This is a genomic window from Microcoleus sp. D3_18_C2 (assembly GCF_036702395.1).
GTDB lineage: Bacteria > Cyanobacteriota > Cyanobacteriia > Cyanobacteriales > Microcoleaceae > Microcoleus.
Genome location: NZ_JAUBTG010000014.1, coordinates 53,233 through 76,742, shown reverse-complemented (window position 1 = coordinate 76,742; position 23,510 = coordinate 53,233). Strand labels below are relative to the sequence as shown.

General features: G+C 47.8%; 21 protein-coding genes. 11 read left to right on the top strand and 10 right to left on the bottom strand.

Going from position 1 to position 23,510, the window contains the following annotated elements:
* Nucleotides 1–62: 62 nt before the first annotated feature.
* The gene (locus QUA88_RS11690) at nucleotides 63–503 is read left to right on the top strand and encodes a pentapeptide repeat-containing protein (RefSeq protein WP_333058289.1); all 441 of its coding nucleotides are present in this window, start codon (nucleotides 63–65) and stop codon (nucleotides 501–503) included.
* 299 nt (nucleotides 504–802) lie between these two features.
* Here the strand turns inward: QUA88_RS11690 and crtH are convergent, their stop codons facing one another.
* Nucleotides 803–2,347, bottom strand: coding sequence for a carotenoid isomerase (gene crtH, locus QUA88_RS11685; RefSeq protein WP_333209339.1), 1,545 nt, complete (start codon nucleotides 2,345–2,347; stop codon nucleotides 803–805).
* Nucleotides 2,348–2,371: 24 nt separating this feature from the next.
* Here crtH and QUA88_RS11680 point away from each other — a divergent pair, with 24 nt between their 5' ends.
* The 4 genes from QUA88_RS11680 to QUA88_RS11665 all read left to right on the top strand — a co-directional run bounded on the left by QUA88_RS11680 (nucleotide 2,372) and on the right by QUA88_RS11665 (nucleotide 4,726).
* Entirely contained in the window at nucleotides 2,372–2,605 is a 234-nt protein-coding gene (locus QUA88_RS11680) for a hypothetical protein (RefSeq protein WP_333209341.1), read from the top strand.
* 252 nt (nucleotides 2,606–2,857) lie between these two features.
* Nucleotides 2,858–3,508 (top strand): uracil phosphoribosyltransferase, encoded by a 651-nt coding sequence (upp, locus tag QUA88_RS11675; RefSeq protein WP_333058287.1) that lies wholly within the window; start codon nucleotides 2,858–2,860, stop codon nucleotides 3,506–3,508.
* Between the two features lie 396 nt (nucleotides 3,509–3,904).
* Entirely contained in the window at nucleotides 3,905–4,372 is a 468-nt protein-coding gene (locus QUA88_RS11670) for a TMEM165/GDT1 family protein (protein ID WP_333245931.1), read from the top strand.
* 60 nt (nucleotides 4,373–4,432) lie between these two features.
* A complete protein-coding gene (locus tag QUA88_RS11665; RefSeq protein ID WP_333058285.1) occupies nucleotides 4,433–4,726 on the top strand; it encodes a TMEM165/GDT1 family protein in 294 nt (97 codons plus the stop codon).
* A 433-nt stretch (nucleotides 4,727–5,159) separates the two neighbouring features.
* Here QUA88_RS11665 and QUA88_RS11660 read toward each other — a convergent pair whose 3' ends face one another.
* On the bottom strand, nucleotides 5,160–5,666 hold the full coding sequence (locus tag QUA88_RS11660) for a hypothetical protein (RefSeq protein WP_333058284.1): 507 nt from the start codon (nucleotides 5,664–5,666) through the stop codon (nucleotides 5,160–5,162).
* A gap of 322 nt (nucleotides 5,667–5,988) precedes the next feature.
* Here QUA88_RS11660 and QUA88_RS11655 point away from each other — a divergent pair, with 322 nt between their 5' ends.
* Nucleotides 5,989–7,251, top strand: a complete 1,263-nt coding sequence (locus QUA88_RS11655; RefSeq protein WP_333209344.1) for an MFS transporter — start codon at nucleotides 5,989–5,991, stop codon at nucleotides 7,249–7,251.
* Nucleotides 7,252–7,477: 226 nt separating this feature from the next.
* Here the strand turns inward: QUA88_RS11655 and hisIE are convergent, their stop codons facing one another.
* Nucleotides 7,478–8,128, bottom strand: coding sequence for a bifunctional phosphoribosyl-AMP cyclohydrolase/phosphoribosyl-ATP diphosphatase HisIE (gene hisIE / locus QUA88_RS11650; RefSeq protein ID WP_333239122.1), 651 nt, complete (start codon nucleotides 8,126–8,128; stop codon nucleotides 7,478–7,480).
* Between the two features lie 351 nt (nucleotides 8,129–8,479).
* Here hisIE and hemL point away from each other — a divergent pair, with 351 nt between their 5' ends.
* A complete protein-coding gene (gene hemL, locus QUA88_RS11645) occupies nucleotides 8,480–9,778 on the top strand; it encodes a glutamate-1-semialdehyde 2,1-aminomutase (protein WP_333059735.1) in 1,299 nt (432 codons plus the stop codon).
* A gap of 236 nt (nucleotides 9,779–10,014) precedes the next feature.
* Here the strand turns inward: hemL and QUA88_RS11640 are convergent, their stop codons facing one another.
* The 3 genes from QUA88_RS11640 to QUA88_RS11630 are packed head-to-tail and all read right to left on the bottom strand — an operon-like array spanning nucleotide 10,015 to nucleotide 11,236.
* Nucleotides 10,015–10,416, bottom strand: a complete 402-nt coding sequence (locus tag QUA88_RS11640) for a biopolymer transporter ExbD (protein ID WP_333271822.1) — start codon at nucleotides 10,414–10,416, stop codon at nucleotides 10,015–10,017.
* Nucleotides 10,400–11,059, bottom strand: a complete 660-nt coding sequence (locus QUA88_RS11635; protein ID WP_333271819.1) for a MotA/TolQ/ExbB proton channel family protein — start codon at nucleotides 11,057–11,059, stop codon at nucleotides 10,400–10,402. The genes QUA88_RS11640 and QUA88_RS11635 overlap by 17 nt, the downstream gene beginning before the upstream one ends.
* A gap of 15 nt (nucleotides 11,060–11,074) precedes the next feature.
* Complete coding sequence (locus QUA88_RS11630; protein WP_333058278.1) at nucleotides 11,075–11,236, bottom strand: hypothetical protein; 162 nt, start codon at nucleotides 11,234–11,236, stop codon at nucleotides 11,075–11,077.
* A gap of 567 nt (nucleotides 11,237–11,803) precedes the next feature.
* Here QUA88_RS11630 and QUA88_RS11625 point away from each other — a divergent pair.
* From QUA88_RS11625 to QUA88_RS11615, 3 genes are all read left to right on the top strand, one after another.
* The gene (locus QUA88_RS11625) at nucleotides 11,804–13,273 is read left to right on the top strand and encodes a TonB family protein (protein WP_333271816.1); all 1,470 of its coding nucleotides are present in this window, start codon (nucleotides 11,804–11,806) and stop codon (nucleotides 13,271–13,273) included.
* A gap of 102 nt (nucleotides 13,274–13,375) precedes the next feature.
* Nucleotides 13,376–14,449, top strand: a complete 1,074-nt coding sequence (locus QUA88_RS11620; RefSeq protein ID WP_333058276.1) for a hypothetical protein — start codon at nucleotides 13,376–13,378, stop codon at nucleotides 14,447–14,449.
* A gap of 367 nt (nucleotides 14,450–14,816) precedes the next feature.
* Nucleotides 14,817–16,904, top strand: coding sequence for an acylase (locus tag QUA88_RS11615; protein WP_333271813.1), 2,088 nt, complete (start codon nucleotides 14,817–14,819; stop codon nucleotides 16,902–16,904).
* A 148-nt stretch (nucleotides 16,905–17,052) separates the two neighbouring features.
* Here the strand turns inward: QUA88_RS11615 and QUA88_RS11610 are convergent, their stop codons facing one another.
* From QUA88_RS11610 to QUA88_RS11595, 4 genes are all read right to left on the bottom strand, one after another.
* The gene (locus QUA88_RS11610) at nucleotides 17,053–18,315 is read right to left on the bottom strand and encodes an MFS transporter (RefSeq protein WP_333271810.1); all 1,263 of its coding nucleotides are present in this window, start codon (nucleotides 18,313–18,315) and stop codon (nucleotides 17,053–17,055) included.
* Between the two features lie 209 nt (nucleotides 18,316–18,524).
* Complete coding sequence (locus QUA88_RS11605; protein ID WP_333271807.1) at nucleotides 18,525–19,706, bottom strand: PepSY-associated TM helix domain-containing protein; 1,182 nt, start codon at nucleotides 19,704–19,706, stop codon at nucleotides 18,525–18,527.
* Nucleotides 19,707–19,978: 272 nt separating this feature from the next.
* Entirely contained in the window at nucleotides 19,979–22,747 is a 2,769-nt protein-coding gene (locus QUA88_RS11600) for a TonB-dependent receptor domain-containing protein (protein ID WP_333271805.1), read from the bottom strand.
* Between the two features lie 17 nt (nucleotides 22,748–22,764).
* Nucleotides 22,765–23,022 (bottom strand): hypothetical protein, encoded by a 258-nt coding sequence (locus QUA88_RS11595; RefSeq protein WP_333271802.1) that lies wholly within the window; start codon nucleotides 23,020–23,022, stop codon nucleotides 22,765–22,767.
* A 272-nt stretch (nucleotides 23,023–23,294) separates the two neighbouring features.
* On the opposite strand from QUA88_RS11595, the gene QUA88_RS11590 reads away from it, so the two are divergent.
* Entirely contained in the window at nucleotides 23,295–23,459 is a 165-nt protein-coding gene (locus tag QUA88_RS11590) for a hypothetical protein (RefSeq protein ID WP_333271799.1), read from the top strand.
* Nucleotides 23,460–23,510 lie beyond the last annotated feature (51 nt).

Here is a 23,510-nt window from a genome sequence, read left to right as displayed (position 1 = left end):
ATGGTACGATTGTAGATATCAAGACAAGAACTTGAATACAGAGTCTGTGAGGAAAAGAGATTATGAAACGCAATCTATTCGCCGCTACTTTTTTAATTGCTCCCCTAGTGTTGGCAGGCCCGGCTCGCGCTGAAAATCCCGTTCACGTCGAACAGTTATTGTCAACCGGGCAATGTTTTAAGTGCGACTTGTCGGGAGCCGATTTAACGGGAGCTCATTTAATTGGTGCTGATTTGAGAGAAGCAAATTTACGAGGAGCAAACCTATCTCAGGCAAACCTCGAAGGTGCTGACTTGACGGGTGCTGACTTGACGGGTGCTAACTTAACTAAAGTTTTCCTGACTAATGCTAGTTTAAATGACGCAGACCTCGATCGGGCAAATCTGACCGCGGCTATCATTAACACCGCTGACGTATCCGGCGCATCAATGGAAGATATGACCATCATTGATGCAAAAATCTACAATACCCAAATCGGCGTCGGCGGCAGCTACGACCAGTAAACTCGTTAAAAGAATGGAAAACACCAATTTTGAGGTTAAAAACCCGGTTTCTCCCCAGAAACCGGGTTTTTAGTCTTTTTGTAGACTGCCCCGAAGCCTCACATTTTCTATCGTATTTCAAGCTAACAATCTGACCACGAATTTCTTCATGTGGTACCCGCCACGTGATTTATCCGTGGAATCAATCCAAAATCTAAAATCGAAAATCACTTATTGCCCCCCGCATTTATCTCGCGCAAGTCAATCTAAAATCTAAAATCTAAAATCGCGCAATCGATTGACGCACCCTACCACTACCACTAAAAACCCAAATCAACCGCTATTCGGTGCGCGCAAGCAAACCCAGAAAACGCCACCGCATTTAAACCCTGTCCGGGAAACGTACTGTCGCCCACACAATACAAACCAGGCATAGAAGTTCGATTAAACGGCATTCCCAGCAAACCCATTAGCTTCTGTCGCGGAATCGGGCCGTAAGTTCCGTCTTCGCGCCCCAAAAAGCGACGGTGAGAACGCGCTGTCCCCACTTCCATATAATCCAAACCGGCATCTAAACCGGGAAAAATCTTTTCTAATCTTTCAATAATTCTCCCTGCGGCCTCTTCTTTTTTATCCTCATATTCCTGCTGCGAAAGTCCTTCCCACTCTTCCATCCAGCTCGAAGTAAAAGCGTGAACGATGTGATATCCTGCGGGAGCTAAATCCGGGTCGAGCACGGTCGGAATTGACACCAAAACAGTTCCCTCCGGCGCTTCCATTTGGTTCCAATCTTCTAACAAAATGTGGTGGCAGGCACTACCCGCAGGGATTACGCTTGCTTCCACTCCCAAATGCAAACTCAAGAAACTGGGGGCTTTTTGATAGCGTTGCTGCCATTTCTTCTCGCTAGCTGGCATCTCTTCTGCGGGAAGCAATTTCTCAAAAGTATCCCAGCGCGTGGCGTTAGAAACTATGCGCTTGGCGCGGTAAACTTCGCCGGTTGCGAGCTCGACTCCGACAGCGCGACCGTTTTCTGTGATAATTTTTTTCGCTTTAGCTTTGTATTGAATTTTCCCGCCACATTTTTCTAATCCTTCGACTAATTTTTGGGCAATTTGACCGACTCCGCCTTTGGGATAATTGATGCCACCGTAATGCCTGTCGGAAAATACCATTCCGGCATTAATCATTGGCGTCAAGTCTGCGGGTACTACAGACCAGTAGTAGCATTCCATGTCGATAAATTTCAGCAAAGTAGGGTCTTTTATGTAGCGCCGCGCAATGTCGCCAGTATTTTGAGGCAGATATTTTACTAATCCCAAACAGGCTAAAGGATTCTGAAAAAAGACTCGAACGAGATATCCGGGTTCTTCTAGGGATAGCAATTCCATGCCGTTGAGGCAGTTGAAGACGCTCCAGCATTCGCCGTAAAATTTGTGGATTCCTTCGCGTTCGTGAGGGAACCTGTCTGTTAATTCTTGCAAGTATTTATCATAAGCCTGGGGAACTTCAAGTTCCAAGCCACTGGGTAAGTGATAGTGAAGCTGTACGGGGTCGGGAATGGTTTCTAAGGTGACGTTGACTGCTTTCAGGGCGCGGGTGAGGAGGTTGGTGGTGCCGCGCTGTCCGAAACCAAAAATCATGGAGGCGCCGACATCGAATCTGTAGCCTTCTCGATCGAAATATCCAGCGCTACCCCCCGGAATTGTATAGCTTTCGAGCACTAAAACTTTGGCTTTCTTAGCTGCTAGCTGGGTGGCTGTCACGAGTCCGCCAATGCCGGAACCGATGACAATTACATCAAACTCTTGCTCTGTTGGGCGGGAGTTGGGAGAAAATAACTGGGATTGGGTAGGAGCTGACATTCGGTTAAAAATCTTAATATTTCTATGATTTTACAGTCGATCGCTCCAGAAGCAAGAAGTTCGGCAACGGATTATGTAGCGGATGTAGCGGATGTCAAGAAGACCGAAGTTCGGCAATGCCCGATGCCCTGTTTGGCCGATGCCCTGTTTGGCCGATGCCCTGTTTGGCCGATGCCCCAGCTTTTAAAAAAAAATGCGGGAACAGTCTACCATTGCCGACTGCCCCCGTCTGCCGATCCTTTGAGAGGAGAACACTAAAAATCAATATAGCCTTGTTGCTAATTAATGTCAATACTATTAGAAAAATATTTCAATAAGCGGATGGAGGTCGATCGGCGAATGGGTTCTAACTCAATCTCTGGCTTGTATGCGCCCTCAAGGATGTGATAAGTTGCACAGAGCGATCGATCGCCCGTTGGGGAAGCCCGCCCCTACGGGGGCTACGCCAACGAAGCAGATCGATCGCACCGCATAAAATCCCTCAAACCTAGCAATCTCCCCAATTTCCTCATGTCCCTGCAACTGCGCGTTTACGTTCCTCCACATCCGTTAATTAAACACTGGCTGGCTGTTGCCCGCGACGCCGCCACCCCATCGGTACTTTTTCGTTCTGCGATGACAGAATTGGGAAGGTGGCTGGCTTACGAGGCGATTCGAGAATGGCTGCCGACAGTGGAAACAACGGTGCAAACGCCTTTGGCAGAATGTCCGGCGACTTTTATCAACCCAGAAGCTCCGTTAGTTGTGGTACCGATTTTGCGGGCGGGTTTGTCACTGCTCGAAGGAATTCAGACGGTTGTGCCGCTGGCTTCGGTTTACCACCTCGGCATGGCAAGAAATGAGGAGACGCTGGAACCGACTTGTTATTTGAACAAATTGCCGGCGCAGTTTAACCCGGAAACGCGGGTGATAATTAGCGAGCCGATGCTGGCGACTGGCGGGACGATTATAGCGACTATGCAGGAATTGACTGCACGGGGAATTGATCCGAGCTTGATTCGGATTATCTCTGTGGTGGCTGCTCCTCCGGCTTTGAAGAGGCTGAGTGCAGAGTACCCAAGTTTGATGATTTACACGGCAACGATCGACGAAATAGTCAACGAACAGGGCTTTATTGTACCTGGTTTGGGAGATGCGGGCGATCGAACTTACGGCACATGAACCAGCCAGTCAGTCAATTTTAGATTTTAGATTTTAGATTTTAGATTGACTCGACAGATAAGTCTGGGGGCTTGTAGGCCTTTTTGGGGGGGGGTGAGTGGTTCCAGGAACCAGTTGCTGAAATATCGGGGGAAAAAGATGAAAATCAAGCATCCAGGATACCCGCCACGTGATTCATTCCAACGCGCAAACTCAGGATCCAGAAATAAAAAACCTGTATCCGATGAAACTTGCCGAACGTATTTATCCGTGGGGTCAATCCTTCAATCCTTCAATTCTAAAATCTAAAATCTAAAATCTAAAATCGATTGACCCTGGTTTGGTAAAAGCAGGCACCGAGAGAGTTAGAATCAAAAGTACAAGTCAAAAATAAATAGCGTTTAGCACTCATTGCCCGTGAAACTTGATTCTGTTCCGCCAAGCTTGTCTGCTTCTGACTCAGTAAACCTCAATTATGATTTGCCACAACAGGTACAACTACAAATAAAAGAGGTTACTGAGATTTGTGCTGCTTTAACCCCGGAGCCCGCTGAACTCTCAGTGACTGTAAATCCCGATATTTGTCAGGAACAAAAGAAACTGAAGCCCAAGCACTGGGCAATTTTTGCTTCGACTTTTGCAACTATTTTTTTAGCTGAAATTGGAGACAAAACTCAGATCGCGATTTTGCTGATGACGGCTGAATCTCGAAATCCTTGGATCGTGTTTGCGGGTGCGGGTTCGGCTTTGATAGCAACCAGTTTGCTGGGGGTGTTGCTGGGAAGGTGGCTGGCTAGTCGGATTGCTCCGAGAACTTTGGAGAGAGCAGCCGGAGTGATTTTACTGGCGATTTCGGCGGTTCTGCTGTGGGAAGTGCTGGGTTAATTGTCTGCCTTGTCGGTAAGTCGTAGATTTTTACAATAGCTAACTAAGAACTAAAAAAACATGGACTGGCAACTTTTGGGAATCAGTTTTATTACAGTGTTTTTGTCAGAATTGGGAGACAAAAGTCAATTAGCTGCGATCGCCCTGGGCAGTAGTTGTAACTCGCCGCGGGCTGTATTTTTTGGTACGGCGTCGGCGCTGCTGTTGGCCAGTTTTATCGGCGTGGCCATTGGCTTCAGCACGGCAGAGGTGTTGCCGGAACGACTGGTAAAGGGACTCGCGGCGATCGGATTTGCGGTAATGGGTTTGCGCCTGCTGTGGCCAAAAGCAGATTTACCGGAAGCATCGGAGTAGGGCAGTCGATTTTAGATTTTAGATTTTAGATTTTAGATTTTAGATTTACTCTACAGATGAATCTGGGAGTTTAAACAAGAGTCTAAAATTTTGCTTTCTCCACGGGAGGAGTTCGCAAGTATCCGTTTTTGCGCTGGTTCAGGAAACTTGACCGTATAGTTGTATCAAATCAGTTAGCATCGGAGATTATTCATATATCTCCGATCTTCATCTGCGTGAATTAGCGTCAATACATTGTCATCTGCGGCCCAAGAAATTCTCTTGTTTTGAACCGCAGATAAGGGCAGATAAACACAGATTAACGCCGATGAATATCAAATCCGGTGTTTACGATCGCGTTAAAATTTAAAAAAATTAGCGGGGGGCGTGAATTCACGCCCCCCGCTGCGGGTTGAGTCTTTTTTCTCCACTCAACCTCTGAGCAGGGTGTCGATTAAACTTGGTTTTGGTAGCACCAGCCCAGCAGCGTACCGGCGACAGCCAACTTCAGCGCTTCCAATGCAAAATAGCCTTGGTGCAGTAGATTCATCCCGGCGGGGACTTCTGCTGCGGAATCGAACAGATTTAGCTGCAGTCCCAAGGCGCTCATTTGGGGTGTCAGGGCGTAGGTGTCAATCAGGGCGATCGCCAGAAGTACCAATGATAATAAAATTGCTGTGCGGCTGCGCTTGCCGAAGTCACCGACTAAATTGCTCAAAACCATCAAACCCGTTGCCACCACGCCCGCACAGATTAACTCAACGCGGTTGAATCCCCAGAACATTAAATTCCCGGCAGTTGCAAACTCCGGTGATGTCGTCATGCCAGATACGTAGAGACTGGGCATAATTACTAGATCCAAAATCAGGCTAACGCTGAGCCAGAAAATTAGGGCAACCATGACAATTGCTTGCCAGCGCGGTTTGATTGATTCCACTCTTGATGTTGTAATAGCTGTCATATAATTGAGCCTCTAAAATTTTCTTCTGCCTTTTCTAGAGTTTAACTAACTTTTTTCTCAAATCGTGTTAAGTATTTTTAAATTAATGGTAACTTTTGTGTAACAGACGCTGAAGAATTGTTAAGCTCACTTATGTTTGTCATCACCTCGGTTAATTAATACTAATTCCGAAAAAGTACGGAATAAATTAATAATTACTCACAGGACTTATGCACTGCGACCAAAGACATCTGTTTTTGAACCTGATTAAAGGTCATAACGTATTTTTTTCATAAAAAAACCGGGTTTCTGCGTCCAGAAATAACTCCTAATTTAAGTGTATATGCCTAAATTTCAATTATCCTCTTGGTTGCCCCGTCTCCCGCCTCAAGTCTGGATTCTTGCCGCCGGCAGATTCCTCTCCCAAAGCGGCACCGGTTTTACTTTATTTTACGCGCCGATATTTTTTGTCGATCGCGTCGGTTTATCTGCTACTGCTGTTGGGATTGGTTTGGGTAGCGGTTCAGTTTCGGGAATATTCGGCAGAATTTTGGGCGGTTCTTTTTGCGATTCCAAATTTTGGGGAAGGCGGCGAACTTTATTGCTGGCGACAATTATTTCGGCGGCGGCTTCTTTTGTACTGGCGGGGACTAATGATTTCGCTGGCTTAATTGCGGGCAATTTACTGATGGGTTTTGGGGTGGGTTTGTATTGGCCTCCAACCGAGACGATGGTGGCGGATTTAACCGAGGGCGAACAGCGACAGGAGGCTTTTGCTTTGACGCGGCTGGCTGATAATTTGGGTTTGCAAGTTGGGATTATTTTGGGTGGTTTGTTAATTTCTATAACGGGGAATTATCGATCGCTCTTTATTATTGATGGTATCTCGTTTTTAGTGCTGTTTGCAGTAGTTGCGATCGCGATCGCCGAAACCTACAAACCAGCTAATCCAGGGGATAGAGGCAAAAAGAATCGGGAAAATGGCTGGATGGTGGCGCTGAGCGATCGAAGTCTTCTAGTTTATGCTTTAGTAAATACCCTGTTCACATTATATATTTCCCAAATCCAAACCACAATGCCGCTGTACTTTAGCAAGTTTGTCGCGGTGGGGACATCGGGAAAAGGCTTTTCTACAGGTACAATTACGGTTTTGTTTGCTTTTAGCACGTTTTTAACTGTGGCTTTGCAACTGCCGGTTGTTAAAGCTTTGAAGCGGTTTTCCCATCCGAAAGCTTTGATGATTTCTGCGCTGCTATGGGGAATGGGATTTATCGCGATCGGCTTGACGGGAATGGCTGCCACTGGCAATCTATTATTAGCTGTTTTAGGCTTGAGCTTTTTGTCGATGGCGACTGTTGCTTATACGCCTTTTGCTTCTGCTTTGGTGGTGGATTTAGCGCCGGAGTCTTTGCGGGGCGTGTATTTGGCGGTTAGTTCTCAGTGTTGGGCGATCGGCTATTTAATCGGGCCGCCCCTGGGCGGTTTGGCTTTGGATAGAGGTAAAGGGGCGGCGGATAATTTTTGGTTGGGTTTGGCTTTGAGTGTGGGCGCGGCTATTTTTATTTTGCAAAAGCTCGATCGAATGTTGAAAAATAGCAGTCATTAGTTATTAGTAATTAGTCATTAGTCAGCAGTCATTAGTTATTAGTCATTAGTCATTTGTTGCTGCTATAGCAATCCTACATGAGTCGTAAATTTTTTACCCCACCCCAACCCTCCCCTTAGTAAGGGGAGGGAGTAAGAAATTTACAAATGATTTAGGATGGCTATACCAATGCCCAATGCCCAATGCCCAATGCCCAATGCCCAATGCCCAATAACCAATAACTAATTTATTTTCGTCGATCGCCCAATTTGCGGTAAACTTCTCTCAAATCAACTTGATGGTGAGCCAAAGCAACCAAAGCGTGATAAAATAAATCCGCAACTTCCCCAGCAATCCCCTCTTTATCGTCATCTTTGCAAGCCATCACAACTTCCGCCGACTCTTCGCCAATTTTCTTGAGAATCTTGTTGTCGCCGCCCTCGAACAATTTGCAAGTATAAGAACTTTCGTTAGGATTGTCTCGCCGATCGCAAATTACCGCAAATAATTGAGATAACATATCCCCTGGCGGCGGTGAAATTTCCCCATCAACTTGGTGAAAACAACTTCTTTCTCCTGTGTGACAAGCAATATCTCCGACTTGTTCGACAGTCACCAGCAAAGCATCGCTATCGCAGTCGTAACGCAGCCCTTTGACATTTTGAATGTGTCCCGAAGTCGCGCCTTTGGGCCACAATTCGGAACGAGAACGACTCCAGAACCACGTTTGCCCGGTAGAGAGCGTTTTTTGCAGCGACTCCCGATTCATCCAGGCCATCATTAACACCGTACCGTCCAAATAATCTTGGACGATCGCAGGCACTAAACCGCGATCGTCGTAACGAATCTTTTCAATTGGGATCGATCGGCTCAAACTCGATAAATCAGTAGTAGACATAATTTTATTTCAACTTGGTAATCTAGATTAACGCTTTCCTGTCGGAGATTGTTTTTTTATTAACCGCAGAGAACGCAGAGGAGGCAGAGGAAGAGAGAAGATTAACCAAGTGATGGCTAAATTGTCAAGAACTATTTTACAAAAAATTACATTTTAGGGCGATTCCCTACGGGATAGCTTCGCTTCACGGTGCTAGTGCGACAAAGCCTAAAAAACCCAAGCTAGTATTGCTACTGATTGGTTTGTACCCTAAAATCTACTAGAATAGTTTCCTTGAATAGACATAACCTTTATGCTGAACTGGCTCTAAAATTATTCTACCAACAACAGACGTTCACTAAGGAGAAAACATTGGTTTCCACAACCTTGAAAACGACCAAATCAGAAGAAATATTCGCTGCTGCCCAGAAGTTGATGCCAGGTGGCGTCAGTTCCCCCGTCCGCGCCTTCAAATCCGTAGGCGGACAGCCCATCGTCTTTGACAGGGTAAAAGGAGCCTACATTTGGGATGTTGACGAAAACCAATACATTGACTATGTAGGCACTTGGGGCCCAGCCATCTGTGGTCACGCCCACCCGGAAGTCATCAAAGCCTTGCACGAATCTTTAGAAAAAGGTACGAGTTTCGGCGCACCATCGCTGTTGGAAAACGTACTCGCCGAAATGGTCATCGATGCCGTTCCCAGCATTGAAATGGTGCGATTTGTCAACTCTGGCACCGAAGCCTGTATGGCCGTTTTGCGGCTGATGCGAGCTTTCACCGGACGCGATAAACTGATTAAATTTGAAGGCTGCTATCACGGGCACGCCGATATGTTCTTGGTAAAAGCCGGTTCCGGCGTTGCAACTCTGGGCCTTCCCGACTCTCCGGGCGTCCCGAAATCCACTACTGCCAATACCCTCAACGCTCCCTACAATGATTTAGAAGCAGTCAAAGCTTTATTTGCCGAAAATCCCGGCGAGATAGCAGGCGTAATTCTCGAACCAGTGGTGGGGAATGCCGGTTTTATTACCCCGGATGCAGGTTTCCTCGAAGGTTTGCGGGAAATTACTAAAGATAACGGTGCTTTGTTAGTTTTTGATGAAGTAATGACAGGTTTCCGCATCGCCTACGGCGGAGCTCAGGAAAGATTCGGTGTCACCCCGGATTTGACTACTTTGGGTAAAGTTATCGGTGGCGGTTTGCCGGTGGGAGCTTACGGGGGCAGGCGGGATATTATGGGGATGGTAGCTCCTGCTGGGCCGATGTATCAAGCGGGTACGCTTTCGGGAAATCCTTTGGCGATGACTGCTGGGATTAAGACTTTGGAATTGCTGCAAAAACCCGGCACTTACGAACAGTTGGATAAGATTACTAAAAAACTGTCTGACGGATTGCTAAAAATTGCTAAGGAAGCCGGACACGCGGTTTGGGGCGGGCAAATTAGTGGGATGTTTGGCTTGTTTTTTGCGGCTGGCCCGGTTCACAATTACGAGGATGCGAAGAAGTCGGATTTGACCAAGTTCAGTCGCTTTCATCGGGGAATGTTGGAGCACGGTATTTATCTTGCTCCTTCGCAGTTTGAGGCAGGATTTACTTCTTTGGCTCATACTGACGAAGATATCGATCGAACTTTGGCTGCAGCGCGTGAAGTGATGGCAAGTATTTAACGTGTGTAGTAAGGATCTTTGTCCTTAAAACTCAGGAATAAATAATTAAAGTCCTTGCTGTTTTTTGGCAGTAAGGACTTTAATTTTTAACTGTTTTATCAAATAAAGTCCTGAATCATACAGACTATTCAGGACTACCTTTTAATCAGGCTTACAGGCTTTTTTAGTAAATTTTCACGGGGTAATTCCTGTTTAAGGGTGTGAGGGAATTACAAATTAGTAATTATAGGAACTCTCTACTTTGCGGTAGCAATCCCTAACTTAGCTCCCTTAATTCGGCGTAATCGATCCATAACTTCCACCACATTTCCGTGATTGACGCTTTTATCCGCATTCAGCACAATTAATGAGTTCTGATTTGACCCCATTACCTGTCGCACGGTACTCTCAATCTGCTCTAAGTTGACTAACTTTTTATCAACCATTAATTTTCCCTGATCATCGATCGTAACGGTAATTTTAGCAGGCGAGTCCTGAACTTGAGAGGTTGATGCTTTCGGTAAATTTACAGGTAGACCCTCAGATTTGGATAAAGACAGAGAGGAAACAATTAAAAACGTTAATATGGCGAAGACCACATCAATCATTGGCACGATGTTAATCTGGGGAATACTATCAGGTTCATCGGGTAGGCGCATAGTTAGATTCTCTTGGTAGTTTTTCGTAGCGGTGACGGTACATTAACTCTAGCTGGCCTCCAGCTTCCTGAATAAAAGCAATCTGCTGTAAGTAAAACCCGCGAAACATATTGGCAAATAAGAGTGTAAAAATTGCCACAACTAACCCTATTGCCGTAGAAACGAGGGCTTCGCTAATCCCAGAAGTAACACCTGCGGCATTGGTACCCGTGGCATTCCCCAGTTTGAGAGAACTAAAGGTGGTAATTAACCCCAAAACTGTTCCGAGCAACCCAAATAGTGGGGAAAGGCTGATAATGGTGTCAAATATTGTATTGAATCGCTTCAGGATGGGGATTTCTGCCTGAGCACCACTCTCTAGGGCCAAACGAAATTCTTCGATGTTGGGGGAGTCTAATTCTAAAGCTTCTAAAAAAATCCGGGCTAGGGGCAAATCGCCGTTTACTTGTAACTTTTTGATGGCGGAATCGGGGTTTTGACTGTAAAGCTGTAGCACATCCCGCACGACTCGCCGCTGCCGCCGATTTACCCTAAACCAAAAGGCAAGACGCTCTATGATCAGCGCGACTGCTGCGATTGAGGAGGCAAATAGCGGCCAAGCAACAATGCCTGCGGCGCGAAAAATGTAAATGAAAGCATCCATTGATTTGTACTCTCGCTAGCTCGGTTGAGTGATCGCAAGCTGCCTAATGCTGTAATTAGCCCGATCGAAGGTTGGTAGAGTTTCTGCGTCAAGTCGGCACAAGTGATTCAGGCTGCGAATTGTTTCACTCAAGGGCGATCGCACTACCTGTATGTGACTATCTTCGTCTGTACCCAAAATGCTCCTACTGCGATCCCGATCGAGATCGCGACAGATTGTTCTGCCAGTGCTTCTTTGCTAAATATTTGCGTTAGGACTTGACAATAATCTTCAATAATTTAAAAGATTCTCAACTAGGTTTCCACAAAGTTCAGGGTTTGTCAAGTCATGCGCCACACTTTTAGATAATAATTATCGAACTGATAGCAAAAAAAAATAAGTTTTACTAATTAATTGATTTTTATGAAAAGCTTGAGAATGTGGAATTTTGTTGGTAGATTAGGGGCTAGAGTATTGCATTTAAGGCGTTGTGGAACCTGGCCCTGCCAGAATCAGAACATTGACACCGCCCATAAGAGCAAAGTAGACGCCCCCAAAGAAAATGCTGATTGGTAGCCTCTAGCCCCTATCTCAAAATTAAATAATGAAAATTAATTGCAAGAGTCTTGAACAGGGTGACAGTCTTCTTATAGGATGGGTAGGTTCATCAGTGATAGCAAGCTCAACCCGCAGTTGGTAGCTTGTTTCGGGTGATGTCGGGGAGCCAGCGAGGATGTTGCCATCCATAAAGGAGAGTGAGAAGGCATGAGTTTTTCAAATATTTCGGCGACGCAAAGACAACAACAAGAAGAAGCTCTCAAAAAAGTTCTGGCGATCAGTCTGTTAGCCTCAACCTTACTGCACGGTGTCGCGCTGCCGTTGAGCCTCAAGTTCGTCAAACCTGCTGAATTTGAAGAGGATGCAATTGAAATTGTTGTGCTTGATGAGCCAAAAGTAGAGGAAACCCAGCCAGAGCAGACTATTCCAGAAAAGGCATCTCCCCCGCCTGAGACGTTAAAACCAGAACCGCCACCAGATCCAACTCCCGCAGAGGAGCCACCAGTAGCGGCAACGCCACCGCCGATTCCAGAGGAGCCACCAGTAGCGGCAACGCCACCGCCGATTCCAGAGGAGCCACCGGTAGCGGTAACGCCACCGCCGATTCCAGAGGAGCCACCGGTAGCGGCAACGCCACCGCCGATTCCAGAGGAGCCACCGGTAGCGGTAACGCCACCGCCGATTCCAGAGGAGCCTTCCCCCGCACCTCAAGAGGATTTCAATTCCCCAAAAACTCCTCAAACCCCGATCGCTCAGGAACCCGAAACCCCCTCGCCCGATCCTCCAAAAAGCGAACCACCCGTTAGCGACTCCCGCCCCAAGGGTGCTGCGAGTCTCCCAGACTTTACAAAAGATGCTGGAAATCTCAACTCCTCAGACAGCCCTGAAAACCAGCCGCCTGCTTCGGCGGGTAGCGGGGAACCTTCCTCAGAGCCATTAAATCCTTCTTCCGGGCCCCTACAGCGATCGCCCGCGGCTGGCCCGCCAGTCACAGCTACTAGGCCAGGAGGCGGTAGTAACTCTGGAAATGCGATCGGGGATCTCACAAACCCCTCCTCCCCTGATAGCCCCGGAGGAAGTGCGTCGAACTCACCATCCGGTGCCCGCGAAAATGGCAACATACCTTCTGATGAGCCATTTGCGGCTGGTTCGGGGCGATCGCCCCGATCGCCTGCGGCTGGCTCCCCAGTCACGGCCACCAGGCCAGGAGGTGGCGGAAATTCGGGAAGTGCGATCGGAGATTTAGGAAACCTCCCCTCCTCTGGTAGCCCTGCAGGAAGTGCATCGAACTCATCACCCGGTGGAGGTGGAAATGGCGGCGGGGGTTCGTCACAGCCATTTGGCAGCGGTTCCGGGCCAATGCCAAAACCGACAAATCCAGGAAGAGGGGGGAGTCCTTCGCGCCCTGCCGGCGCGCCTCTGGCCACTTGCATTAGTGGCTGCGGTAAACCTGAATATCCGATCGCAGCCAGAGAAGAAGGGCGCCAAGGCCAAGTGGAACTCATTTGTGACATTGACCCCAACGGTAAGACATCCAACATCAAGATATTGACTCCTAGCAAATACAACGACTTGAATCGCGCAGCGATGAAACAAGTACAAGAAAGGAAATATGCCCCATCAGAGAGTGGCATTCAAGGGGAAAGAATAGTCATTATCTTCCGGCTCACTGACTAGGGATTTTATTGAGACTATAGCAATTTGGCTGGGAATTCTATAGCACCGTCCAAGGAATAGCAAAGTTAAAAGTTGAATTTTTTGTGAATTATGAATGTGGGAATGTCGTCAGCAATATTAAGTAAACTTCAGCGAGTTGGACTCACTCTATTACTTGGTACCAACTTGGGAATGGCTTTGTTGTTTGCCAACCCTCACAGCGCAATGGCAGGAGTAATTACTTTACCCGATGGCGGACGTTGCGAGGGAGAATTGAGTGAGGGAAAACTCAGCGGCCCCGGCATGTGTCAATATGCCAACGGCGATCGCTACGAAGGCTCTTTTCTCAACGGCCAACCTCACGGTCAAGGAATTTATACCTTTAAAGAAGAAGGTAAATATCAAGGAGAATTTGCCTTGGGTGAATTCAACGGTAAAGGTGTCCGCGAATTTGCTAACGGCAACCGCTACGAAGGTACTTTTAAAAACGGTGAGTTCGACGGTACAGGCACTTTTACCTCGACTAACGGCATTCGTTACGAAGGCTCTTTTACGAGTGGTTCTCCCAGCGGTCGTGGGGCTTTTACGTTCAGTAATGGCACTCGATGCGAAGGAGATATTAAAGAAGGAAAAGTTAACGGCAAAGGCGTCTGTCAATATGCTAATAAGAACCGCTACGAAGGAGAGTTGCTGAATAACTTGCCTCACGGACAGGGAATTTATACCTTTGCGGTCGGAGGCCGTTATGAGGGGCAATTTAGTGAAGGGCAATTTCACGGTAAAGGGGTTCGCGAATATCCGAATGGCAACCGCTATGAAGGAGAGTTTGTCAAGGGCAACACTCAAGGTCAGGGGTTGTTTACTTTTAAAGAAGGAGGACGTTATCAAGGGCCGTTTGACAATGGAGAATTTAGTGGTGAAGGTGTCCGCGAGTTCGCCAATGGAGATAGCTATAAAGGCACTTTTGTCAAGGGTAAGATGAGCGGGAAAGGAGTTTACGTTTTTAAGAATGGCGATCGCTGCGAAGGCGAATTTAGCGATGGTCAGTTCAACGGCAAAGGTACCTGCATTTACGCCAATGGCGATCGCTATCAAGGTGAATTCCTCAACGGCCAGAAACACGGGCAAGGTTCCTACATTTATGCAGATGGAACGAAAGTAGAAGGAAATTGGCAACAAGGTCAAATTAAAAAATAACCTTATAACCTATCTCGCCCTACTTGTTTACCCCCCCTCCTCACCAATAACATAAGGCGCTTTACAGTAGGCACAGCGGCGTTTTATAGCGCTTTTCAAGTTGGTGAGCTAGCGGAGGGTTTTTAATTTCACATCCGATTTACACAGGGTCTTTTTTAGGATTTTCTGGATAGCTCGAAGAAAAGTTATTTTTTTAACTGCATATCGACTCAGATAGACGTAGATAGATTACATTTTGGGGCAACGGATTTGGTATAAATTTTTCCCTTGTTCTCCATAAAAGGGATTTAAATCCTCGGCGTTTTGTTCATGCAGCTTGTTGAAAAGGCTGCAATGTCTCAGTTTAACCCTAGCAAATTAATTTTCAGTGTTTATACAACTAAAAAAACAAGGCCGGCGGATTGTCTCCTTATTAATGAGTTTTATTTTAGTTTTGCTCCTCAATAATTGGGTTCAAGCCGCGCCTCAAACCGGCACTCAAATTCTTTGGGATACCTATGGAATTCCACATATTTACGGAGAGAATAGTAAAAGCCTTTTCTACGCTTTCGGGTGGGCGCAGATGCAAAGTCACGGTAATCTGATTTTGCGTCTTTACGCACAAGCTCGCGGGCAAGCGGCCGAGTTTTGGGGCGAAGATTATCTGGAATCCGATCGCTGGGTGCAAACTATGGGAATTCCTAATCGCGCAAAGGCGTGGTATGAATCACAAAATCCCATTTTTCGCAACTATCTCGATGCTTTTGTTGGCGGAATGAATGCCTATGCAAAAGAACACCCAGAGGCGCTCACCGAAGAATTAAAAGTAGCATTGCCCCTCAAACCGGTAGATGTATTGGCACACGCGCAACGCGTCATCAATTTTACTTTTGTAGTCGATCCAGAGCGCCTTGAAGATCTCGCTGAAAATGATACCCCCAAAGGCTCTAATGGTTGGGCGATCGCTCCTTCGCGTTCAGAAAGCGGCAATGCCATGCTATTGGCAAATCCTCACCTTCCTTGGTCGGATTTATATTTATGGTACGAAGCACAACTGGTTGGCCCAGAAATTAACGCTTACGGAGCGACTCTCGTCGGATTTCCTGTATTAACGATCGCCTTTAATGACAACTTGGGATGGACTCATACTGTCAACACTCACGATGGCTGGGATGCCTACGAATTGCCCCTCGCTAACGATGGCTATCGCTTCGATGGCAAAATCCGCAGTTTTGACAGAGAAGAGAAGGTTTTAAAAGTCAAAGAAAAGAATGGGAATTTGCGATCGGAATCTCTAGTAGTGCGGCGTTCTGTTCACGGGCCGATTCTCACAGAAAAACAGGGCAAAGCGATCGCCCTGCGCGTTGTCGGACTCGATAAACCAGCAGCCCTTCAGCAGTGGTGGGATATGGCACGAGCCCGGAATTTCAATGAATTTGAGGCTGTTTTAAAGCGCTTAGAAATTCCCATGTTTACCGTCATGTATGCCGATCGAGAGGGGCATATCATGCACTTGTTTAACGGTCAAGTCCCCATACGCAAAAACGGAGATTTTAAATACTGGTCAGGCACGATCGCAGGCAATACGTCAGAGACTTTGTGGAGCAAAAATCATCCCTATGCGGATTTGCCGCGCGTTGTCGATCCGCCCAGCGGTTGGTTGCAAAATACCAACGATCCTCCCTGGACGACGACGTTTCCCAGTGCGATCGCACCGGATAAATATCCCGCCTACATGGCACCGCGCGGCCCGATGGACTTGCGATCGCAGCGATCGGCAAAAATGCTGTTAGAAGATGCAAAAATCTCTTTCGATGAATTGATGCAATACAAACATTCCACTCAGGTAGAACTCGCCGATCGCCTCCTCGATGATTTAATTCCCGCCGCACGCCAAGGCAGTGAAAAAGCGCGCCGCGCTGCGGAAGTTCTCGCGACTTGGGATCGGAAAGTCGATGCTGACAGTCGCGGTGCGGTGCTGTTTGCCTTTTGGAAAAAAGCGATGGATGCTGATCGGTTATTCGCCAAACCTTGGAGCGAAGATGCGCCGCTAACAACGCCAGACGGGTTGGCAAATCCTGCGGAGGCGGTGCGGGTGCTGTCCGCGACAGCAACCAAAGTTGAGGCGACTTATGGCGCGTTAGATGTGGCATGGGGGGAAGTCTTCCGATTGCCTGGGGTGGCGAATCTGCCGGCAAATGGAGCTGACGGTGCTTTGGGTGTATTTCGCTCAGTCTGGTTCGCTCCTGGGAAGGACGATCGCTTTCAAGCGGTTGCAGGCGATTCTTTTGTCGCTGCGATCGAGTTCTCCAATCCGGTGAAAGCGATGGCGCTAAACAGTTACGGCAACGCCACTCAACCTGGCTCGCCCCACGCAGGCGATCAGTTGCAGCTTTTTGCTCGCAAGGAATTGCGCCCTGTATGGCGATCGCGATCGGAAATTGAAGCTCACCTAAGTTCGCGCCAAAAACTATAGCAGAAGGCAGAAGGAAGAAGACTTCTGTGCGCCGTTTCCCCTTGATATCAAATCCGGTAGCATCCGAATTATTCCTCTCTGTATTCTCTCCCTCTGCGTTCTCTGCGCCCTCTGCGGTTAAATCATTCCGATCCAACCGGAAACGATATTATCCATCGCGCAACAGCCGGCAAGCATACCCACCGACGGCAACAAGCAATAAGCCCAGCGAGGAGATAGCGTATAACAAAGCCATGCCAGCACCCGCACCTGTCCCCAGAATTGGGCCAAAAATAGCTGCTAAAAAACCGGACGGTTGCATGGCGGGTTCAAAGACGCGATCGGCAAGTGGCCCTGCGATCAATAAACCGATCGCAGACGCCAATTGCACGATAACTGCTCTGGTAGCAAAAACGCGCCCCTGTACTTCTGGTGCGACTTTCGCCAACCAAATCGCCTCGTTGGAACTGCCGAGGATGGGGAAATTGAAAGACGAACAAAATTGAGCGGGAATCCAGATAGAAAGGGCCTGGCCGAAAGCAAAGACTATTTTACTCAAGCCCGCGCCTGCCATGCCGAGCAGAAAGCCCCGGATTCGGCGTTTGGGGCCGCCCCATATACTGACGATCGATGCTCCTAAAACGCCGCCGGCGCCGGCGGCTGAAAGGATAGTACCGAGGATTCTGGCATTGTTGTCGGTGCGTGCCAGAATCATCGGTGAGTAGAGGGCCGCGCCGATGTCGTGAGCGAACCAGAATAGCGACACGGACACCAGCAAGGCAAGCAGGCTGGGACGATCGACGATGTAGCGGAATCCGAAGCTGAGTTCTTGCCATAGGTGAAAGCGAGTCGCTTGGGGATTGGAAGCGATCGCGGGCTGTGGTATTTTGACAGATACTAGGGTGGCGATCGCGATTGTAAAAGTTGCCAGGTCGATCGTAAAAATCCCGCCGGGCCCGATCGCAGAATAGAGAATCCCCGCCAGTGTCGGAGCAATAATACTCGCGCCGTAATTTGCCAAAAAACTTAAACTGCTAGCGCGGCTGTAATGCTTTTCTGGCATCATTGTGGCGATCGCTGCTGAGTAAGCTAACTGCTGAATTTGGTCAAAAATTCCGTTAATCGCAGCCGCTACATATATATGCCATATTTGCAGGTTTTGGCTGATATAAAGTAATAGGATAGTGAGCGTTAACAGAGCTGAAACCGCATCACCTATCCCCATCAAAAATTTTCGATTCCAGCGATCGACGAGAATGCCAGCAACCGGAGCGAGCAAGATGCGCGGCAATTGAGTAAAAAACATCAACAAAGCCAAAGCTGTCGCTTGACTGGTGGACTCCCAAATCCAAATAGTCAGCGCAAACGCGGACATAGCGCTGCCAATCATCGAAGCAGTTTGTCCGAGCCATAGTTGAATAAATTTTTGCATGAAATAGGCGATTGATAGAATTTAAAATTCAGAGGATAGGGGTTTTTAGGCAGGAGAATGATATCAAATCCGTTAGCATCGGAATAGTAAATTCGAGTTCACTGTTGACTTTTCACTGTTCACTGTCAACAGTCAACCGTCAACAGTCAACATCATTCCGGTGTAACCGGAGATGATATGCACCCGCATAAAATCCCACGCCGCTCTCATTAAAACCAAGGCCATTGCTGGCTAAGTGGAGATAATTTTTCATATTGCTGTCTCGCCTCCTTACGGTAAAATTTCGCCAAGTGCCGCTGCCGCCACATCAGTACGCCCGTAACAAACAGTACGATCGCTGCTAATCCTGCGATCGTGTGTACAAGTCGCAAGTAAATTCCGCCATAGCTGCCAATATGTAGCGGATAAAGCGAGTTGAGAATTCGATTTGCTACAGAAGCTGAATTTACACTATCAGCCTGTAATATTTCGCCACTGTATTGGTCGAGATAAATGGTGCTAATCCCGTTTGGGTGCGGATCATTGGGAAATTTTTTCCGTACTTTAAAAGTTGCTTCAGGCTTCAAAGGCAGAGAAATAAAAGTAGTTTTAGCTTCCGGCCAAACGGTATTAACTTGGTGTAATATTTCGTCAAGGTTTTGCCTCGAACTGCTAGAGTGGGGATGAGAAGTCAAGGCGGGCTGTGGCTTTTCATTGGTTAGCCAATACAATGTCGATTCAACCGGCGCATAAAAAATTATCGCTGTCCCTGTAGCGGAGATGAGTATGAGAAAAGCGACCGATACAATGCCAGAAACGTTATGTAAATCAAATACAGTCCGCTGCCAGTGAGCTTTCCAATTAACAGAAAATCCGCGAGCCAAATTGCGCCAGCCAGTCCACAATACCAAACCACTAAAAGTTAGGCATAGCATTACTAGACCGCAAATACCGACCACAAGATGACCGAATTCTCCTCCCGCTAATTCCGCGTGTAACGTAAAAATAAAACCTGTAAAAGTTTCTTTCTTAAGGCGCGAACCATTAATTTTTCCGCTGTAAGAATTGACATAAACGTTAACTATTTCTTCACTCTTAGACAGCATTGAAACTTGGCAAATATCCTTCCCTGAGCGTGGCAGCAAAATACTAAGAGCTTGATTTTGCGGATAAGCTTTTTCGACAATATGCAGGACATTTTCCAGCGGTATTCGTTCGGCTTGAGGAATTACTTGCAGGAGTTGGGGATTGAAGAACCGATCGATTTCTGGACTAAAAACCAGCAAGCTGCCCGTTAAAGCAATTACTGCTAGAAATATTCCTACCACCAACCCCAAATACAAGTGCAGTTTGAATGCGAGTTTGCGGAACTTCATCTCTAGATTTTTCTCAAAGCCGTTAACTGTTCTCATTAAGGTAAAACTGATAGTCCGACAGGGAATTCATTCCCTGTCTCAAAGCTAAAGTCCTCGCTATGAGGACTGAGAAAAATACTTTTTAACTCATTAGTCCTCTTGAGAGGACTTTAGCTATTAGACAGGGGTTTCAACCCCTGGCGGACTGGCGGACTAGCGGGTGGCCGCGAGGACTGGCAGACTAACAGCTTAAATTGACACCAATGGGTTCTTGGAGTGTCCCTACGGGGGATATTGAATCTACTTCATAAACCTGCAATCTGCTGTAATTACCAGTTAAGGCGGTAATTAACACTGAGAGTCAAACCTCTGCCTGCATAATTAGCGCTGTCCGATCCAAATCCAGCTAAGTATTGGGAGATCACGGGAAAATATTGATTATTCAATAAATTCTCGACTTTGATTTGTAGCAGCCCAGAGCCAATTTTAACCGCGCTGACGTAATCCAGTGTGAGATAGCTGCTAATCGGGCCGCCATCCGAGCCGTCTTTGAAGGCTTGATCGCGATTGCCAGAATATAATAACTGTAACCGATTGTTCCATCCCGGCAAAGTTTCGTTTTGAACATAAGCTGTTAGCTTGAGGGGTGGAATTCTGCTGCTATCGAGGGCGATGTAACGGTTGTCCTCCTCATATTCGCCATGAAGATAGGTAGCAGTCCCGCCGATCGACCATGCTCGTGCAGGTTGCCAATCCACAGTCCCTTCTAAGCCGTAAATGCGTTCTGGGGCGCGGATTAGTTCCAGGCGACCTGTGTTGCCAACTGGTTGAAAACTGATTCCTAGATCGGAGGTATTGTAAAAAGCGGCAAGCGACATTTGCACGGATCGCCACCCTCCTCGAATGCCAATTTCGTAGCTGTTGACTTTTTGCGGTTGAGTTACTTCTAACGAGGATTCAATTCCCACAAAATCGTCGGGGGGTTGGCGGAGAATGCGGCCAAAATCTGGAACTGAGAAACCTTGAGAAAAGTTGCCAAATACGTTGAAGGTGTCATTAATTTTATAGACAGCCCCTGTATTAAATAGGGTGGCGTTAAATTTGCGATCGCCTCCTTCGATCTGGCGATCGTTAAAAGTGGTATAATCATTGACGTTTAACCCGACGCGTTCGTGACGTATCCCCCCACTTAGAATCACGATATCGTCAATATTCCATTCCAATTGACCGAAAAAGCCAAGGCTGTTGTAAGTGTAAGGAGGGACGAAAGGACGCTCGGAAATTTTCCGGTAAACCCTGCCACCACTTGCGTCAACTCTCTCTGGGTCGTACAGGTCGAAACGCTGTTTGCTATCTTCAGTAACATAGTCTGAACCCCAAGTTAATCGAAGATTTTCGGCACTGGATAAAGGAGTGGTGACCGCAAGCCTTCCTCCTATTTGTTCGTTCTCGGCTCGCGAACGAGCAACGCCGACAAACGGGCCAAAGAAATCGGACGTGCGAAAATCAGAGGGAACACTTACATTGGAATTCGTTCGATAGTAAATTTGACTTTGAAGGCTGCTGCCAAAAAGGTTTTGGTTGGTGTAACTGAGGTTGAGCTGTGTACTTCTATTTCCCGGTGTTTCCCCGTCAATATCCAAATCTCCGGTTCGGATGGCGCGGGCTTTTTGCCGTCCTTCCTGGTCGTCAACACTAAAGTCTGGAATCACATTGGGATCTTGAGTTTCCCGATAGTGATTGACAGTTAGTTGCAGCCGCTGGTTGGTGTCCAAATCTACCCCGACTTTGCCCATCACGTTGAAGAGGGTGCTGCTATCTCCGCCGAGTTCAAAATAGGGAATGCGCGAGCCTTTGGCATCGTAAAAAGCTCCACTTCTAGAGAGCGAGACAGTGCCCGTCAGATCGACATTGCCACTTCGGCCAGAAACCGTCTGCTGAGCGTTAAAGCTTAGAGCATCATCCGTGTTTGTTAAACCGCTACTGACGCCCACTTCAGTAACAGCACTTAGCCTTTCCTCAGTTGGCCGACGAGTAATAATATTAACCACGCCACCTGTAGCCTGAGCGCCGTAGATTGCTGTAGACCCCCGCACTACTTCAATGCGTTCGATCGCGCTGGGATCGATGTTTCTAAATTCTCTGCCAAACGATTGAAGATTGGTCGTTTGTGGCACGCCGTCAATCAGAACGGAAACATCCCTACCCCGCAAAGTTTGTCCATAAGTTGTAGTAAGTTGAGTCGGAGGCGCGAAACCGGGAACCTGATTTGCCAGAGCTTCCCCGATATTTCTCGATTGCCCTACCTGCTGCTGAAGTTCTTCGGAGTCTACCACCGTTATAGAGCGTGGCACGTTGGTCACTCTTTCGGCAGTTCGTGTTGCAGTGACGACGATTTCAATCGGGTCTCTCCCCGCCGGTGGTGTCCCAGGTGGCTGCGCTGTAGGCGGCAAGGGTTCTCCGGGTGTTCCAGGTGGCTGCGCTGTCGGCGGCAAGGGTGATCCGGGTGTCCCAGGTGGCTGCGCTGTAGGTGGTAAAGGTTCTCCGGGTGTTCCAGGTGGCTGCGCTGTCGGCGGTAAAGGTTCTGCAGGTATCTCTACCGGCTGCCCTGTCTGTGGGAAGGGTGCTGCAGGTGCCCCCGGCCGCTGTGTTGTAGGAGCAGGTGCCCCCGGGCGAGCCGTCATCTCCGAGGTGGGTTTTAAGCTGAGAATCAGACCCGCAGCATTAGGAATCACCCGTGCCACTGGTTGACCCCTCTCGCCAACGACTTTGATTCGGATGCTGTTGTTATCTAAAGGAGTAACGGTGACAAAAGCAATTCCGGCTGCAGGCTTGTCTTGACGAAACTCATTTCCCCCCGGTAGTCGCAGTTGAGCGGTGATGACATCAGCTTGTAAAGTTTCGCCAAAGCTGGCGCTGAAGACTTGCAGGGGTCTTCCATCTTCAGTATCTAGGATGATTTCAATGCCTTCTGACGTGGGGTTGAGGCGAACGCCCGTCACCTGCGCGATGTTGGAAGCGCACACCGGCCCAGCGACTAACGCCGACACGACTCCTGCCAGCCCAAGGCTATTTAATAATTTCTGCGATCTCTTCATTACTATTTAATCAACAATTAATGGAACTTCGGATATGTGGTTTGCGTTGCTTGCACAACATGATTTGTGGCAGCGTTGCTGCTCTTGTGTGCCTCTTGAAACTGACCTGCGGAATATCCGGCCCAGTTGTCGGGCGCAGTTCGATCCGATTCTCCCGTCGCTAGTGGCATTTGTCTGGGAACACAGCAGGCGCGTGAGGGCGAAAGCCTCAGTCCGGTGGCGCTCTGGACGATCGCCCACGGTTGGCACCTTCCTCGGTTAAAGGAAGTAGCCACTGGGTGCTTAATGAGAAAGTGCCTTAATTAGATAACAGAGCACTTGCATCTGTCAAGAGTTAACTAATGAAAATATATTGCAGTTTAAGATAGGGGGTGTCACCCCTCTATCTAGTGACACGCCACTTGCCTATTATGGTTGTTTGTCAGGGCTAGACAAACGTTCGCCTAAAATGCTATGGCAAGAGTTAGAAAATATTCTCATATAGGCCAGGATAGGAGTCAATAAAGTTTTTCAACTACTCTTGACAATAAATATCATCTAGCCTACTATGCTAAAAGTCGATAGCCGTAAAGCCCCTGAAGCTGATATCGAAGCTGGCTCGGACCCAAATCGCCCCGGAGCCATTGCCGAACAGCCCGATCGACAACAAAACGTGGAAAGAAGCGCTAATACCCGGATTGAAGACTCAAACGCGCTGATGAGAGACTCGTAACGCCCGACAACTGTTCACAGAAAGTCTATGTGGAAAGAATTTGGCGGAACT

Bases quoted from the DNA above. Each gene is read 5' to 3' on its own strand.
- QUA88_RS11605 (WP_333271807.1), bottom strand. From the start codon at position 19,706: ATGAGAACAGTTAACGGCTTTGAGAAAAATCTAGAGATGAAGTTCCGC.
- QUA88_RS11625 (WP_333271816.1), top strand. From the start codon at position 11,804: ATGAGTTTTTCAAATATTTCGGCGACGCAAAGACAACAACAAGAAGAA.
- QUA88_RS11590 (WP_333271799.1), top strand. From the start codon at position 23,295: ATGCTAAAAGTCGATAGCCGTAAAGCCCCTGAAGCTGATATCGAAGCT.
- hisIE (WP_333239122.1), bottom strand. From the start codon at position 8,128: ATGTCTACTACTGATTTATCGAGTTTGAGCCGATCGATCCCAATTGAA.
- upp (WP_333058287.1), top strand. From the start codon at position 2,858: ATGTCCCTGCAACTGCGCGTTTACGTTCCTCCACATCCGTTAATTAAA.
- QUA88_RS11635 (WP_333271819.1), bottom strand. From the start codon at position 11,059: ATGGATGCTTTCATTTACATTTTTCGCGCCGCAGGCATTGTTGCTTGG.
- crtH (WP_333209339.1), bottom strand. From the start codon at position 2,347: ATGTCAGCTCCTACCCAATCCCAGTTATTTTCTCCCAACTCCCGCCCA.
- QUA88_RS11680 (WP_333209341.1), top strand. From the start codon at position 2,372: ATGATTTTACAGTCGATCGCTCCAGAAGCAAGAAGTTCGGCAACGGAT.
- QUA88_RS11640 (WP_333271822.1), bottom strand. From the start codon at position 10,416: ATGCGCCTACCCGATGAACCTGATAGTATTCCCCAGATTAACATCGTG.
- QUA88_RS11655 (WP_333209344.1), top strand. From the start codon at position 5,989: ATGCCTAAATTTCAATTATCCTCTTGGTTGCCCCGTCTCCCGCCTCAA.
- QUA88_RS11690 (WP_333058289.1), top strand. From the start codon at position 63: ATGAAACGCAATCTATTCGCCGCTACTTTTTTAATTGCTCCCCTAGTG.
- QUA88_RS11665 (WP_333058285.1), top strand. From the start codon at position 4,433: ATGGACTGGCAACTTTTGGGAATCAGTTTTATTACAGTGTTTTTGTCA.
- QUA88_RS11600 (WP_333271805.1), bottom strand. From the start codon at position 22,747: ATGAAGAGATCGCAGAAATTATTAAATAGCCTTGGGCTGGCAGGAGTC.
- QUA88_RS11620 (WP_333058276.1), top strand. From the start codon at position 13,376: ATGTCGTCAGCAATATTAAGTAAACTTCAGCGAGTTGGACTCACTCTA.
- QUA88_RS11660 (WP_333058284.1), bottom strand. From the start codon at position 5,666: ATGACAGCTATTACAACATCAAGAGTGGAATCAATCAAACCGCGCTGG.
- QUA88_RS11610 (WP_333271810.1), bottom strand. From the start codon at position 18,315: ATGCAAAAATTTATTCAACTATGGCTCGGACAAACTGCTTCGATGATT.